The sequence below is a fragment of the Streptomyces resistomycificus genome (assembly GCF_001514265.1).
GTDB lineage: Bacteria > Actinomycetota > Actinomycetes > Streptomycetales > Streptomycetaceae > Streptomyces > Streptomyces resistomycificus.
This window is the reverse complement of record NZ_KQ948988.1, coordinates 1103628-1119302: the sequence shown is the minus strand read 5'-3', so window position 1 is coordinate 1119302 and position 15675 is coordinate 1103628. Positions and strand designations below refer to the sequence as shown.

Sequence of the window (15675 nt, the reverse complement as noted above, 5' to 3'; positions counted from 1 at the left end):
GGCACCGGCAGGCCGCGCAGTCGATTTTCCCTCGCGACAGGGCGGGGGCCGGAGCGAAGATTCGATCATCCGACCGATCGAGCCGTAGGCTCAAGGACATTGCTCTGCAAGGAGATTGACGGCGGCCGTGCTGCGCCACCCGCCGGAGGGGCGGGTACGTGACCCACGAGGAGCTGATCCGGCCACTGCCGGAGCTGCTTGAGGCACACGCGGAGAGCTCACCGTCACGGGTGGCCTACGCCGACGACGTTCGCGCGGTCACCTATGCCGAGTTGGAACGGCGCACCGGCCGGCTGGCCGCGTATCTCGCCGGGGTGGGTGTCCGGCGCGGGGACCGGGTCGCGATCTGTCTGGGCAACTGCGTGGAGATGGTGGAGGGCGTCCTCGCCACCGTCCGGGCGGGGGCCGTCGGTGTGCCTCTCAACCCACGGTCCTCCGACGCCGAACTCGCCCACTTCCTGGCGGACAGCGGCGCTTCGGTCGTCGTCACCGCCCCCGCTCACCTCGCCCGGCTGCGCGGCGCGGCCGGCGCGGACCGCCGTATGCGCGTTCTGCTCACCGGCCCGGGGCCGGTGCCGGCGGACGCCCCCGGGGGCACGGGTCTGTTCGAGGAGGCGGCCGGGGCGGAGGCGGCCGAACCACCCCGGGACGACCTGGGGCTCGACGAACCGGCCTGGATGCTCTACACCTCCGGCACCACTCACCGGCCCAAGGGTGTGCTGTCCACGCAGCGCGCCGCCCTGTGGTCGGTGGCGGCCTGCTACGCCCCGGTCTTCGGGCTCTCGCCCGAGGACCGGCTGCTCTGGCCGCTCCCGCTGTTCCACAGCTTCGGGCACTCGCTCGCGATCCTGGGGGTCACCGCCGTCGGCGCGAGCGCCCGGATCACCGGCGAACTCCTGCCGCCCGACGGTCTGTTGCGGGAGCTGCGCACCCCTCACGAAGCGCTCGGCGGCCCCTACACGGTCCTGGCCGGCGTACCCGCCGTCTACCACCGGCTGGTGGCGTCGGCCGCGGGAGCCCCGCCGCCGCCCGATCTGCGGACGTGTGTCGTGGCGGGTGCCCCGAGTGCGCCGGACCTGCGGCGGGCGGTGGCGGAGCTCCTGGGCGCGCCGCTGCTGGACGCGTACGGCAGCACCGAGACCTGCGGGATGATCGCGGTGAACCGGCCCGGCGGGCCGAGGGTCGACGGCTCCTGTGGGCCGCCGGTCCCCGGCATGGACGTACGGGTGGTCGATCCGCGGTCCGGCGACGATGTCGGGGACGGCACCGAGGGCGAGATCTGGGTGCGCGGACCGAGTCTGATGTCCGGGTACCACAACCAGCCCGAGGCGACGTCGGCCGCGCTGCGGGCCGGCTGGTACCGCACCGGTGACCTCGGACGGCGCGTCGAGCACGGCCATCTGCTGCTCACCGGCCGGGTGAGCGAGCTGATCATCCGCGGCGGGGAGAACATCCACCCCACCGAGATCGAGCACGCCCTGCTGCGCTGTCCGGGGGTGCGGGACGCGGTGGTGGTGGGCAGAGCGGACGACGTGCTGGGCGAGGTCCCGGTGGCCTACGTCGTCCCGGGGCCGGAGGGGTTCGACGCCCGGCGCGTGCTGGCCGCGTGCCGAACCCGGTTGGCGGAGTACAAGCTGCCCGTCGAGATCCGCGAGATCGCGGCCGTGCCGCGCACGGCGTCCGGCAAGATCGCCCGCCACGCGGTCCTGCCCGACCTGGCCCGCCCGGTGTCCGAGGGGCCCCCGCCGCCCGAGGGCGGCCCGGCCCTCCGCACCCCGACGGCGGCCGAGGGAGCCCTGCGCCGACGGCTGCTGTCCCTGCCGCCGGAGGGACGGGAACGGGCGCTGTGCGAGGCGGTCCTCGCGGAGACGGCCGCGGTCTGCGGCGGCGGACCGGACGGACCGCTCGACGGCGAGGCGACCTCGATCGGTCCCGGCGTCGACCACCAGATCACCGGCACTGTCACTGCCAAAGACACAGGCACGGGCACCGGCACAGGCACAGGCACAGGCACAGGCCACCAGATCACCGGTCACGGCGCCGACCACCCCTTCAGCGACCTCGGGCTGACGTCCGCGGGCGCCGTCACGCTGATCGACCGGCTCGGCGAGGCGACCGGGTTGCGGCTCCCCTCGACACTGGTCTTCGACCACCCCACTCCGGCCGCCCTCGCCCGGCACCTGCACGGTGTTCTGTTCGCCCCGGCGCCCGCTCCCCCGCCGCACCTCGCCGCGGAAGCGCACGCCGACGACCCCGTGGTGATCGTCTCCATGGGCTGCCGCTACCCGGGCGACGTCGACTCCCCCGACGACCTCTGGGACCTGGTCACCGAGGGCCGGGACGCGATCTCGGGCTTCCCCACCGACCGGGGCTGGGACCTGGCGGCGCTCTACGACCCCGATCCCGACCGGACCGGCACCTCGTACACCCGCAGCGGCGGATTCCTGCACCGGGCCGCGGAGTTCGACGCGGGCCTGTTCGGGATCTCGCCCCGTGAGGCGCTGGCCATGGACCCGCAGCAGCGGCTGCTGCTCGAGACGTCGTGGGAGGTCTGGGAGCGGGCGGGCGTCTCCCCCTGCGCGCTGCGCGGAAGCGACACAGGCGTGTTCGTCGGCGTGATGCACGGCGACTACGCCAGCCGTCTGGACCGGCACGAGCTGGAGGCCCATCTCGCGCTGGGCTCGGCGGGCAGCGTGGCCTCGGGCCGGATCTCGTACGTCTACGGCCTGCGCGGGCCCTCCGTCACACTCGACACCGCGTGCTCGTCCTCGCTGGTGGCGCTGCACTGGGCGGCGAAGGCGCTGCGCTCCGGTGAGTGCTCCCTGGCCCTGGCGGGCGGGGTCACGGTGATGGCGACGCCCCAGGCCTTCACGGCGTTCAGCCGCCAGCGCGTCCTGTCCCCGGAAGGCCGCTGCAGGTCGTTCTCGGAGGAGGCGGACGGCACCGCCTGGGGCGAGGGAGCGGGGCTGGTCCTGCTGGAGCGGCTGTCCGACGCCCGGCGCAACGGTCACCCGGTCCTGGCCGTCCTCCGGGGCTCCGCCGTCAACTCGGACGGCGAGTCCAACGGTCTGACGGCACCCAACGGTCAGGCCCAACAGCGGCTCATCGAACGCGCGTTGGGCGACGCGGGACTGCGCGCCGAGGACGTGGACGCGGTGGAGGCGCACGGCACGGGCACCAGACTCGGCGACCCGGTCGAGGCACGGGCCCTGCTCGCCACCTACGGCCAGGGGCGCCCCCAGGACCGTCCCCCGCTGTGGCTGGGCTCGGTCAAGTCCAACCTCGGTCACACACAGGCGGCCGCCGGGGTCGCCGGGGTCATCAAGATGGTGCAGGCCCTGCGGCACGAGCAACTCCCCCGGACGCTGCACGCGCACACCCCCACCCCGCACGTCGACTGGTCCGCCGGCCGGGTGCGCCTGCTGACCGAGGCCCGCCCGTGGCCCGCGACGGACGACAGGCCGCGCCGGGCCGGCGTATCGGCCTTCGGCATCAGCGGAACCAACGCGCACGTCGTCCTGGAGGAGGCTCCACGGCCCCCCGCTCCCTCACCGACGGCCGCCGCTGAGGCGGCGGCACCCCTGGCCGCCGAGGAAGCTGCCCCCCTGGCCGCCGAGGCAGGGGTGCCGTGGCTGCTGTCCGGCGCGGACGAGGCGGCCCTGCGCGCCCAGGCCCGCCGGCTCGCGGCCCACTTGGCCGCCCGGCCCGGTCTGTCGGCGGCCGACGTCGGCTTCTCGCTGGCCGTGTCGAGGTCGCCGCTGGCCCACCGGGCGATGGTCCCGGCCGGTGACCGGGCGCGGATGCTGACGGCACTGGAGGCCATGGCCCAGGGCCGCGGCGCGGTACGGACCGCCGTGGACCGCGGCGTCCGCACGGCCTTCCTGTTCACCGGGCAGGGCGCTCAACGCGTCCGCATGGGCATGGAGTTGCGTGCCGCCTTCCCCGCCTTCGACGCGGCCTTCGACGAGGTCTGCCAGGAGCTGGACGGCCGCCTGGAGCGACCGCTGAAGGTGGTGCTGTCCGCCGAACCGGGCTCCGCGGACGCCGGGCTACTCGACCGTACGGACTTCACCCAGGCCGGTCTGTTCGCCTTCGAGGCGGCGCTGTTCCGCCTCCTGGAGTCGTGGGGCGTGCGCGCCGACTTCCTGGCCGGCCACTCCGTCGGGGAACTGACGGCAGCCCATGTCTCAGGCGTGCTGGATCTGGCCGATGCCGCACAACTCGTGGCGGCCCGGGGCCGGTTGATGCACGCCCTGCCCGCAGGCGGGGCGATGGTCGCGCTGCACGCGACGGAGGAGGAAGTCCTCGCCGCGCTGAGCGAGTTCGAGGGCCGGGTGGCGGTCGCCTCCGTCAACGGGCCGCGCTCGGTGGTGGTTTCGGGTGCCCGGGACGCGGTGCTCGCCGTGACGGCGGCCTTCGAGGCGCGGGGGCGCAGGACCGTACGCCTGCGGGTCGGCCACGCCTTCCACTCGCCCCTGGTGGAACCGATGCTCGACGCATTCCGTGGCGTCGCCGAGGGGCTGGCCTTCCGGCCGCCGCGGATCCCGGTGGTGTCGGCCGTGTCGGGCCGCCCGGTCGAGGCCGAGGAGCTGTGCTCGCCCGAGTACTGGGTGCGGCACGCCCGCCTGCCGGTGCGGTTCGCCGACGCCGTGCGGTGGCTCGGGAACAACGGGGTGTCGGCGTTCCTGGAGGTCGGCCCCGGTCCCGCGCTCACCGCCGCGGCAGAGGACTGCCTGGCGGACCCGGACGACGGGAGCCGCGCCCCGGTGTGCGCCGCCGCCACCCGCCGCGGCGAGCGCGAACCGCAGACCCTGCTCTCCGCCGTGGCCCGGCTTCACGTACACGGGGCACACGTCGACTGGCCCGCGGTGTTCGCGGGCCGGGATGCCCGGCGGGTGGACCTGCCGACGTACCCCTTCCAGCGGCGGCGGTACTGGCTGGACGCCCAACGCACCCCGCCTCCCTCCGCGGAAGCGCTCGGACACCCGCTGCTGGGCCCGGCGTTCGCCGTACCGGACTCCGATCGGACGGTGTTCTCCGGGCTGCTCTCCGCCACGGCCCATCCGTGGCTCACCGACCACGTGATCGGCGGTACGGTCCTGGTCCCCGCGACGGCGTTCGTGGAGCTGGCCGTACAGGCGGGCGACGAGGTCGGCTGCGGTGCGCTCGACGAACTCGTGCTCCTGGCCCCGCTGCCGCTGCCCGCCGCCGGTGGCGTACACCTCCAGGTCGTCGTGGGCGCGCCGGACGAGTCCGGCCGACGCCCGGTCGACGTCCACGCCCGGCCCGCCGCCGAGGACGACGACGCCGAACCCGCCTGGACCCGGCACGCCACGGGGCTGCTCGGCCGCGTCACCCCGGCGGACGACACACAGCCGGACCCGGAACTCGCTCAGTGGCCGCCGCAGGGCGCGACCGAGGTGGACCTGGCCGACGCGTACGCCGGTCTCGCGGACGCCGGCCTCGCCTACGGCCCGGCCTTCCGGGGCGTACGGGCGGTGTGGCGGCGCGGCGACGAACTGTTCGCCGACGTCCGCCTGGAGGAAACGGAGTCGGCGTCCGCCCACCGGTACGGGATCCACCCGGCGCTGCTGGACGCGGCCTTGCACGCCCCGCTCCTCGCGGGCCCGGCACCCGAGCCGGACGCGATCCGGGTGCCCTTCGCCTGGAACGGCGTGCGCCTGTTCGCGGCGGGCGCGTCCGGGGTGCGGATACGGATCGCCCCGGCCGGGACCGACGCCGTCTCGGTGACGGTCGCCGACCCGGCGGGGCACCGGGTGGCACAGGTGCGCTCCCTGCTCACCCGTGAACTCCCCGCCGGGGCCGTCGAGTCGGCGGCCGACGTGGTGCGGCGTGCCCTGCTGCGCTCCGAGTGGACCGCCCTCGACCGGCCCGATGGCGAGCAGCGCCCGCGGACCACCGGACGCTGGGCGCTCGCGGGCCCGGACGACCTGGATCTGCGGGGCTCGCTTCCTCACCTGTTGGGAGCGGACACACCGGAGCCGGACACCGTCGTCGTCACCGCGGTCGGTGACCCGGCGGCGGGCGCCGATCCGATGCCGGCCGTGCACGAACTGACCGGCAGGGTGCTCCGTACCCTCCAGGACTGGCAGGACGACCCACGCACCGCCGGTTCGCGCCTGGTCGTGGTGACGCGGGACGCGACCGCACCGGAGCCGGATCTGGCCGGGGCGGCCGTGTGGGGGCTGGTGCGGGCGGCCCAGGCCGAGTTGCCCGGGCGCGTCGTCCTCGTGGACGTGGACCGGCGTCCGGACTCGCTGCGGCTGCTGCCGTCCGCGGTGGCGACCGAAGAACCGCAGATCTCCCTTCGCGACGGGCGGTCGGCCGTGCCGCGTCTGGTCACCGCGGGTGAACTACCCACCGGGAGCGGCTCCTTCGGCCCGCACGGCACCGTCCTGATCACCGGCGGTACCGGTGCGCTGGGTGCGGAGCTCGCCCGCCATCTCGTCACCTCCTACGGCGTACGACACCTTCTGCTCACCGGGCGGCGGGGGCCCGAAGCGCCGAACGCGGGCGAACTGCGGGCCGCGTTGCGCGAGTTGGGTGCCGAGGTGCGTGTTGTGGCCTGTGACGCGGGCGACCGTGCCGCGCTGGCCGAGGTGATCAAGGGCTGTGCGCCCGCACTGACCGCCGTGGTGCATGCCGCCGGGGTGCTGGACGACGGAGTACTGACCTCACTGACTCCCGAACGGATGACCTCCGTGCTACGGCCCAAGGCGGACGCGGCCTGGCATCTGCACGAGCTGACCCGGGACCTGGACCTGTCGGCGTTCGTCCTGTTCTCCTCCGTCTCCGCCCTGCTGGGCCGGGCCGGCCAGGGCAACTACGCGGCGGCGAACGCCTTCCTGGGCGCCCTGGCCCGGCATCGCACCCGACGGGGACTGCCTGCCGTCTCCTTGGAGTGGGGCCCCTGGGAGCACGGTGCCGGCATGGCCGGCGCGGGCGTCCCTGGCCGCACGGCCGGTGACGTGTTGCGGGCGCTCTCCGTGCGGCAGGGCCTGGCCCTGTTCGACGCGGCGCTGCGCACGGGTGAGCCGGTGCTGGCGCCGATCCTGCTGGACCGCGGCACACTCCGGACCGCCCGAGGGCCCCTTCCACCGCCCCTGCGCGGACTGGTACGGCCGCACCGGCCCGCCGCGGCCGCCGGGAGTACCGGCACCGAGCCCGGTGGCGCGCGGTCCTGGGAGCCCGGAGCCTGGCTCAAGGTGCTGGCGACGTCGCCCGTCGGCCGACGGGAGGACGTACTCGCGGAGTTGCTGAGCGCCGACGTGGCGGCCGTCCTCGGACATCCGGACGCCGCCGCGCTGCCGGCAGGCAGGTCCTTCGACGAGCTGGGCTTCGACTCGCTGATGGCGGTCCAGGTCCGCAACCGGCTCAGCACGGCTCTGCGGCTGAGGCTGTCCGCCGCCGTGGTGTTCGAGCATCCGACCGCGCGGGGGCTGGCCCGCCACGTGCTCGACCTGCTGGACGACCTCCCCGAGGCCGCACCGGAACCGGAGGAGGCGCCCACGCCCACGTCCGAGTCCGCACCGGCGCCCGGCCGCACACCGACATCCGGCCACACCCCGACGGACAGCGATACGCCGACGGACAGCAGTACACCGACGGACAGCGGTACACCGACGGACGGTCGGCCCCCGCAGACCCTCTCCACGCTCTACCGGCAGGTCTGCGAGGCCGGTCAGGTGGTCGCCGCGATGCACATGCTGGTCACGGCTTCCTGGGCGGTGCCGACATTCGGGCAGGCCGACAGCCGGCAGCACGCGCTCCCACCGCTGCGGCGCGCCCGGGGTTTTGGCGAGGGACCGGTGCTCGTCTTCTTCACCGGGTACCACCCGCCCGTCGCCGCCCCCGGCGGCGAGTTCGCCACGTTCCACGCCCACTTCCAGGGCGAGTGGGACGTACTCGAACTCCCGCACCCCGGCATCGGCTCCGGCAGGGCCGTGCCGGCCGACCGGGACGCGCTCGCCCTCACCCATGCGGAGACGGTACAGCGGCACGTCGGCGACCGGCCCTTCGTGATCGCCGGTGTGTCCACCGGCGGCGCGGTCGCCCACGCCGTGACCCGTCGGCTCGAAACCACGGGGACCCCTCCCCTCGGGCAGGTGCTGCTGGACACGTACCTCATCGACGAGGGCAACAGCGACAAGCCGTGGCTGCTGTCCCTGCCGGCCGTGATCGCGCCGCGCCTGGGCGGGAACCGGTTCACCGGGGACGAGGACGCCGGGGTGGCGGCGCTGGGCGCGTACACCCGGATGTTCCTGGACTGGGATCCGGAGCCGGTGGGCGTCCCCACGCTGCTGGTGCGCGCCACACAGCCGACGCCCGAGATGGCGGCGGGCGCGGGCCCGCAGGAGTGGCGGACGTCCTGGCCGCTGCCGCACTCCCGAGTCGACGTGCCCGGCGACCACTTCTCGTTCATGCGGGAACACTCGGGCACCGCGGTGGCGGCCGTCCGCACCTTCGTCGACTCCCTCGCCCGTACGGACACCCCGTCGGCGCCGACCGCACAAGGAGACTGACCGATGCGACTCGCCTTCGCCGGACCGGTGATCGAATGGCGCGGACCGGCGCCGTACTACTTCGTCCTCGTGCCGGACGAGGAGTCGGCCGACATCCGCGAAGTGGCCGCTCTGGCCACCTACGGGTGGGGTGCGATCCCGGTGGAGGCCCGGATCGCCGGGATCGACTTCACCACCTCGCTGTTTCCCAGGGACGGCGCCTACCTGCTGCCCCTCAAGAACGCCGTGCGCAAGCCGCGGGGCCTCACGGCGGGCCACGAGGTGACCGTGGAGATGACCGTCCTCCTCGGCCCCTAGGGGCCGGCGTCGGACGACCGTGCGCCCTTGGCCGGCCCCCGGGGCTCGGGTTCACAGCAGGTCGGCCCGAGCGGACCTGCCGTCCAGGTCGGCCTGGGCGGGGGTGTCGTCGAGGTCGGCCTGGGCTGGGGTGTCGTCGAGGAAGCCGCCCGACTGGTGCTGCCACAGCTTCGCGTAGGCGCCTTGTGCCGCGAGCAGTTCCTGGTGCGTGCCCTGCTCGACGATCTGCCCGCGATCGAGGACGACGAGCTGGTCCATGCCGGCGACCGTGCTCAGCCGGTGTGCCACCACGAGCGCCGTGCGCCCCTCCATGAGCCGCCACAGCGCCTCCTGGACGAGGAGCTCGCTCTCCGAGTCCAGCGCGCTGGTCGCCTCGTCGAGCAGCAGGATCGGCGCGTCCCGCAGGATCGCCCTGGCGAGGGCGACCCGTTGGCGCTGTCCGCCGGACAGCTTGATGCCACGCTCGCCCACCATGGTCTCGAAGCCGTGCGGCAGCGCGTCGGCGAACTCGGTGACGTGCGCGGCCTCGGCGGCACGGCGGATCTCGGCGTCGGTGGCGCCCGGCCGGGCGAACGCGATGTTGTCCCGCAGTGTGCGGTGGAACATGGCCGGGTCCTGCGGCACATACGCGATCAGGCCGCGCAGGTCGGCCTGGCGCAGCCTGCTGATGTCCTGACCACCGATCAGGATCCGGCCGGCGTCGATGTCCGTCATCCGCAACAGCAGCCGGGAGAGTGTGGTCTTGCCGCCGCCGGACCGGCCGACGAGACCGATCTTCGTCCCGCTGGGCACGGTCAGGTCGAGTCCCTCGAAGAGCGTCGTCTCCGCCCCCGCGTGCGCGAACCTCACCTTGTCGAAGCGGACGTCGGCGGCCCCGGGCGGCAGCGGCTCCGGCGAGAGCGGGTCGAGCACGGTCGGCGGGGACAGCAGCAGTTCGGTGAACTGCGCGGCCTCCGTCATCGCGCCCTCCAGCCGGCGGTAGATCTGGTTGAACTCGAACATGATCCGCGTCGCGTTGGTGTAGTACGTGAAGGCGACCACGACCGCCTCCACCCCGTGCCCGCCCCCGCCCAGCGTGACCGCGAGCAGCAGCCCCAGCACGTTGGTCAGCACGGACAAGGGCGCGACCAGAGTGTCGATGCGCAGGTTGCCGTAGTCCCAGGACCGCAGGGACAGTCGCCGCGACTCCGCCACGCGGGTGCGGTGTTCCGCGGCCTCGCGTTCCTCGGCGGCGAACGCCCGGACCGTGTCCATGTTCATCAGGCTGTCGGCGACGTGACCCGAGACCCGGGCGATCGCGGCCTCGCGCTGCGCGACGAGCACCTGGCGGCGCCGGATGAGGGGTGCCACGCACAGCGCGGTGAGGGCGATCATCACCAACAGCCCGACGACGAGCAGCGGTTCGTAGCGCCACAGCACCACAGCCCCGAACAGCAGCGGCACGAAGTTGGCCACGACGTTGAACGTCAGCGTGTCGACGAACTGTTCGAAGCGGGAGGCGAAGCTCAGGACCCGCTTGGTCAGTGACCCGGCGAAGTTGTCGTGGAAGAAGGCGGCGTCCTTGGCGAACAGCTCGTCCATGCCGATCACGTACAGGTGCTCGATGCCGAGGGCGTCGAGCCGGTTGAGACAGTGCAGGCCGGCGCGCCACAGCGCCTCCGCGAGCAGCAGGACGCCGGCGAAGCCGAGGACGTACGGCAGCGCCGAGCCGACCGTGGCGGTGGCGTCGTCGGCGATGCGGCCGACGAGCTTCGCGACGACCAGCGGCGCGATGTAGTAGAGGCCGATGTTGCCCAGCGCGGGCAGCAGCATCCCGGGCACCGTCAGCCGTCGGAGCCGGGCCAGTTCCCGTCCGTAAAAGCGAAGCGCGAGGAGCACCGGGCCCTTGCCCGGCGGGGCCTCGCGCGTTGCAGGCGATTCCATCCCCATCCCGTGGTGTCGTACGGCAGCCGGCCAGGTGCTTCTGGCGTGCGGTGCCGTGGGTGGTGTCCGCGCGTGGCTTCGGTGGGCGTGAGGGCGCCGCTCGGGAGTCCTCCGACAGGCAAGGACACGAAGAGTGCCGACGTCGTCACTGTGCGAATACGAGCGGACCGGGAAGGGAGTGTCCCGCGACGGCGTACGCGACGTCCAGGCATTTTCGGCCCGTGCGAAAAGGGCCCTCACAGGCTTTAGCCTGCGAAGACCCTTCGTACGGCAGAGCGCCCTACTCCGGCCGCCTCTTGAGTCGCCGGGTACGTGGACGCGGATCGTGCCCCGTCTGGCGCATCGTCAGCCCGTGCTCACCGGATGCGTGAGGTTCGCTCCGGTCGCCGGGTCGAACACGTGGGCCTTGGCCATGTCGACCCGCAGTTCTACCGGTTCGCCCTCGCGGGCACGCGTGGCGGCGTCCAGACGGGCCACGATGTGATGGGGGTCGGTGCCGGTGTCGCGCAGGCCCGAGTCCTTGGCGAGTTCCTCCAGTTCGGCGGTCGTCGCCGGCCCGCCCTCCGCGGCGAAGTAGACATACGCGTCGGAGCCCAGCGACTCGAGCACCTCCACGGTGGCGGTGAAGACCGGGCCCGTCCGGTCCCGGTCATGTGACAGGGCCACGTCGTGGAATGCCTCCGGTCGCAACCCGACGATGACCTCGCGGGGGGCGTTCTGGCGTTCCAGCGCCTGCCTCGTCCGGTCGTCGAGGGTCAGGTCGCCCAGGGACGAGCGCAGGGCGCCCTCCTCCAGGGTGGCGTTCACGAAGTTCATCGCCGGGGAGCCGATGAAGCCCGCGACGAAGATGTTGCGCGGCAGGTCGTAGAGCTCGGCGGGGGTGCCGATCTGCTGGACCAGGCCCTGCCTCATGACCACGACGCGGTCGCCCAGCGTCATCGCCTCGGTCTGGTCGTGGGTGACGTACACGGTGGTCGTGCCGAGGCTCCGCTGCAGCCGGGAGATCTGGGTGCGCATCTGTACCCGGAGTTTGGCGTCCAGGTTGGACAGTGGCTCGTCCATCAGGAACGCCTTGGGATCACGGACGATCGCCCGTCCCATGGCCACCCGCTGGCGCTGACCGCCCGAGAGGTTGGCGGGCTTGCGGTCCAGGTGCTCGGTGAGGTCGAGGATCCGGGCGGCGTGCGTGACCTTGGCGTCGATGGTGTCCTTGTCCACCTTGGCCAGGCGCAGCGGGAAGCCCATGTTCTCCCGGACGTTCATGTGCGGATACAGGGCGTAGCTCTGGAACACCATGGCGACGTCGCGTTCCTTGGGAGCCAGGTCGTTGACGACTTGGTCTCCGATGCGCAGCGTGCCCTCGGTGATGTCCTCGAGTCCGGCGATCATGTTCAGGGTGGTCGACTTGCCGCATCCCGACGGGCCGACCAGGATCACGAACTCGCCGTCGGCGATCTCGAGGTCCACGTCCTTCACGGCGAGGGCCCCGTCGGGAAAGCGCTTGGTGACTCCCTCGAGGATGATCTCGGCCATGGATGGTGCCTCCTTGCCTTCATGCCTTCCGGGTCCGGGTACCGCGGTCGGTGTCCCGGACCGGTGGCCTGCCTGCCGCGCTCGGCCCGTTCACCCCTTGACTGCCCCGGAGGTCAGTCCGGCGACGATCCGCCGTTGGAAGAGCAGGACGAAAACGATGATCGGGATGGTGATCACCACAGCGGCGGCGGCGATCGACCCGGTGGGCTGCTGGAACTGGGAACTGCCGGTGAAGAACGCGATCGCGGCAGGCACGGTGCGCGCGGACTCGGTGGACGTCAGCGAGATCGCGAACAGGAAGTCGTTCCAGCAGAAGATGAACACGAGAATGGCCGTGGTGAACACGCCCGGCGCGGCCAGCGGCGCGATGACCAGCCGAAAGGCCTGCGCGGGTGTCGCCCCGTCGACCTTGGCGGCCTTCTCCAGATCCCAGGGGATCTCCCGGAAGAACGCCGACAGGGTGTAGATCGCCAGCGGCAGCGAGAAGGTCATGTACGGGATGATCAGCCCGATCCAGGTGTCGAAGATCCCGATGATCCGCTCGATGTTGAACAGCGGTGACACCAGGGAGATCGGCGGGAACATGGCGATCAGCAGTGACATGCCGATCAGTACCCGCTTGCCGGGGAACCGCAGCCGGGCCACCGCGTAGGCGGCCATGGTGCCCAGTGCCACCGCGATCACCGTGGCGATCAGGGCGATACCGATCGAGTTGATCAGCGCTCGGGTGAACTCGGCGGTCTCGAAGATTCCCCGGTAGTTCTCCCAGGTCCAGTCCGTGGGGATGTAGTTGCCGTCCGTCAGGGTGCTGGGGTCCTTGAACGACAGCGCGGCGATCCACCACACCGGGAACAGGGCGTACAGCACCACCACCACGTTCAGCACACCCCATCGGGCGGCATGTGTCTTTCCCACCTCGGCCATCAGCGCTTCACCTCCGCGCCGGGTGCCGCGGTGCCGAACAGTTTGACGAAGGTGAAGGCGATGATCCCGACGCAGATGAAGATCAGGACCGAGATCGCCGACCCGATGCCCAGGTTCAGCGCGGTGAACAGGTTGTCGTACCCGAGGATCGACAGAGAGCCGGTCCCCTGGGCGCCCGCGGTCAGGATGTAGATGTTGTCGAAGATCCGGAAAGCGTCCAGTGTGCGGAAGAGCAGTGCCACCAGGATGGCCGGCTTCATCAGCGGCAGCATGATCTTGGTGAAGCGCTGCCAGGCGGTGGCACCGTCCACCATGGCCGCCTTCAGGGTCTCCTCGGGGACCAGCGCGAGGCCCGCGAGCAGCAGCAGGGCCATGAACGGCGTCGTCTTCCACACCTCGGCGAGGATGATGAGCCAGAGGGCCGGCCACTGCTCGGTCAGCGGAGCCTCCCCGCTGGGCAGCAACTCGGCGAGGTATCCGAGCTCCGGGGTCCAGGCGTACTGCCAGGAGAAGGCGGCGACCACGGTGACGATCCCGTACGGCACGAGGACCGACGTGCGGACGACTCCGCGCCAGAAGATCGTGCGGTGCATCACCAGGGCGAGCCCCATCCCGAGGACCAGTTCGATCGCCACGGACACCACGGTGATGAACAGCGTGACCCAGAAGGCGTCCCACCAGAACGGGGAGGAGAGCACCGCCCCGTAGTTGCTCAGGCCCACGAACTCCGCCCGTCCGGGAAAGCGCAGGTCGTATCGCTGGAGGGATAGATAGACGGCGTACCCGATGGGGTAGGCGGTCACGGCGATCATGACGACGACGGCGGGTGCGCAGAGCATCCAGCCGAGCCGCCGCTCCTGCCTGGCGCCCGCCGAGAGTGCCGCCCGGTCAGGCTCCGCCTGCTCCGTCTCCGCCCCGGGGGGCGGTGGGGGGCCGGCGGGTCGCGCCCGCGTGCTCATCTCGGGCCGCCCGGGGACGAGGCCCGCGCGCTGCGGCGCGGGGCGACGTGGTGGTGCGGGAGGTGGTGGTTCACGGGATCACACCCTCGGATCGCAGGGCATCGTCGATCTGTTCCCCGATGGTGTCGACCGAGCTCTCCGGTTTGATCCCGGACGGCGGAGACAGTGTGTGGGAGACCGCGATCGACACGTTCTGGTAGACCGGAGTGATCGGGCGTACGCTCGCCGACTCCAGGGCGGCCAGCACTTCGCGGGAGAAGGGGTATTCCTTCATGAACGCGGGCTCGTCGTACAGGGCGCGCAGGGTGGGCGGCAGACCGCCCTCGAGCGCGGCGGTGAGCTGGTTCTCCCGGTTGCGCAGGCACAGCGCCGCCTCGAAGGCCAGGTCGGGATGGCGCGAGTAGGCGCTCACCGCCAGGTCGATGCCGCCGATGGTGGGCCGTGCCGGGCGCTTCGCGTCGACCCTGGGGTACGGCGCCCAGCGGAAGTTCTTGAACAGCTGGGGGTTGTTCGCCTTCATCGACGGATAGACGAACGGGTAGTTGAGCTCGAACGCCGCCGTCCCCGACTCCATGGCGAGCCGGTTCTGGTCCTCCATCTGGTTGGGCAGGGAGGGGTCCGCGGCCGGGGACTTCGCCAGAGCACGCATGATGCCGGCGGCCCGCACGGCGGGAGGGCCGAGGGAGGGCTCGGTCGCGCGCGCGTTGAGGATGGAGCCGCCCGCGCTGTTGATCAGCGTGTTGAACCAGACGGTCAGGCCCTCGTACTGGGCGCCCTGGATCTCCACGAAGTGCGGTTTGCCCTGCCGGGCGAGGTTGCCGGCCATGTCCAGCATCTCGGCCCAGGTCCTGGGCGGGGTGGGCACCAGGTCCTTGCGGTACCACAGCAGTTGGGTGTTGGTGTTGTACGGGACGGCGTACAGCTTGCGCTTCCAGGTCGAGGTCTGCAGTGGTACGCGCAGGGTGCCGTCGACGGCCTGCCGCCTCGCCGCCCCCGTCCATTCCCGGATCCACCGTGCCTCGGCGAACTCCGCCGCCCAGGTGACGTCCAGGCCCAGGATGTCGAGCGAGTCGTCTTCGGCGGCGAGTCTGCGGACGAGTTGCTGGCGCTGGCCGTCCGCGGCACGCGGGAGCTTGTTGTAGCTGATCCTGTAGCGGCCGCCCGACGCCTGGCTGCACCGGTCGGCCGCCTTCTGGAGCGCTCCGGAGTCGTCCGGGAAGTTGTACCAGTTGAGGGTGGGCGTACCGGAGCCCTCCTCGTCGCCGCAGGCGGCGAGCACCGACGCCAGCAACGGCAGTACGGCGATGGCCCGCAGCCATCGCGCCCCTCCGGGACGTCCCCTCTGACCTGAAACCGGCCGGCAGCCGCACCTCGCGTGCACGCGCTCCACACCTCGCTTCCGGACGGTGGCATGGGAATCGGACCTTGCAGCGTTTCCCTCCGGCGAACACTAGAGGTCACATAAGGCGTGATCAAGCACATATCCCCCAAATCAC

The 15675-nt window shown here is 72.3% G+C and carries 7 protein-coding genes; 2 read left to right on the top strand and 5 right to left on the bottom strand.

Features of this window, described 5'->3' with window-relative positions; all coding sequences use genetic code 11:
- Window positions 1-158: 158 nt before the first annotated feature.
- Window positions 159-8543: a type I polyketide synthase gene (locus AQJ84_RS04765; RefSeq protein WP_053193393.1), complete on the top strand. Its 8385-nt coding sequence runs from the start codon at window positions 159-161 to the stop codon at window positions 8541-8543.
- 3 nt (window positions 8544-8546) lie between these two features.
- Window positions 8547-8840, top strand: a complete 294-nt coding sequence (locus tag AQJ84_RS04760; protein WP_030044266.1) for a DUF1905 domain-containing protein — start codon at window positions 8547-8549, stop codon at window positions 8838-8840.
- A gap of 51 nt (window positions 8841-8891) precedes the next feature.
- Here the strand turns inward: AQJ84_RS04760 and AQJ84_RS04755 are convergent, their stop codons facing one another.
- The 5 genes from AQJ84_RS04755 to AQJ84_RS04735 all read right to left on the bottom strand — a co-directional run bounded on the left by AQJ84_RS04755 (window position 8892) and on the right by AQJ84_RS04735 (window position 15470).
- On the bottom strand, window positions 8892-10763 hold the full coding sequence (locus AQJ84_RS04755) for an ABC transporter ATP-binding protein (RefSeq protein ID WP_079022772.1): 1872 nt from the start codon (window positions 10761-10763) through the stop codon (window positions 8892-8894).
- Window positions 10764-11108: 345 nt separating this feature from the next.
- Window positions 11109-12296, bottom strand: coding sequence for an ABC transporter ATP-binding protein (locus AQJ84_RS04750; protein WP_030044264.1), 1188 nt, complete (start codon window positions 12294-12296; stop codon window positions 11109-11111).
- A 90-nt stretch (window positions 12297-12386) separates the two neighbouring features.
- Window positions 12387-13220, bottom strand: coding sequence for a carbohydrate ABC transporter permease (locus AQJ84_RS04745; protein ID WP_030044263.1), 834 nt, complete (start codon window positions 13218-13220; stop codon window positions 12387-12389).
- Window positions 13220-14179, bottom strand: a complete 960-nt coding sequence (locus tag AQJ84_RS04740; RefSeq protein WP_030044262.1) for a carbohydrate ABC transporter permease — start codon at window positions 14177-14179, stop codon at window positions 13220-13222. The genes AQJ84_RS04745 and AQJ84_RS04740 overlap by 1 nt, the downstream gene beginning before the upstream one ends.
- Before the next feature lie 70 nt (window positions 14180-14249).
- Window positions 14250-15470, bottom strand: coding sequence for an ABC transporter substrate-binding protein (locus AQJ84_RS04735; protein WP_225877425.1), 1221 nt, complete (start codon window positions 15468-15470; stop codon window positions 14250-14252).
- Window positions 15471-15675 lie beyond the last annotated feature (205 nt).

Coding starts and splice junctions, on each gene's coding strand:
- AQJ84_RS04760 (WP_030044266.1), top strand. CDS start 8,547: ATGCGACTCGCCTTCGCCGGACCGGTGATCGAATGGCGCGGACCGGCG.
- AQJ84_RS04755 (WP_079022772.1), bottom strand. CDS start 10,763: ATGGAATCGCCTGCAACGCGCGAGGCCCCGCCGGGCAAGGGCCCGGTG.
- AQJ84_RS04740 (WP_030044262.1), bottom strand. CDS start 14,179: ATGAGCACGCGGGCGCGACCCGCCGGCCCCCCACCGCCCCCCGGGGCG.
- AQJ84_RS04745 (WP_030044263.1), bottom strand. CDS start 13,220: ATGGCCGAGGTGGGAAAGACACATGCCGCCCGATGGGGTGTGCTGAAC.
- AQJ84_RS04750 (WP_030044264.1), bottom strand. CDS start 12,296: ATGGCCGAGATCATCCTCGAGGGAGTCACCAAGCGCTTTCCCGACGGG.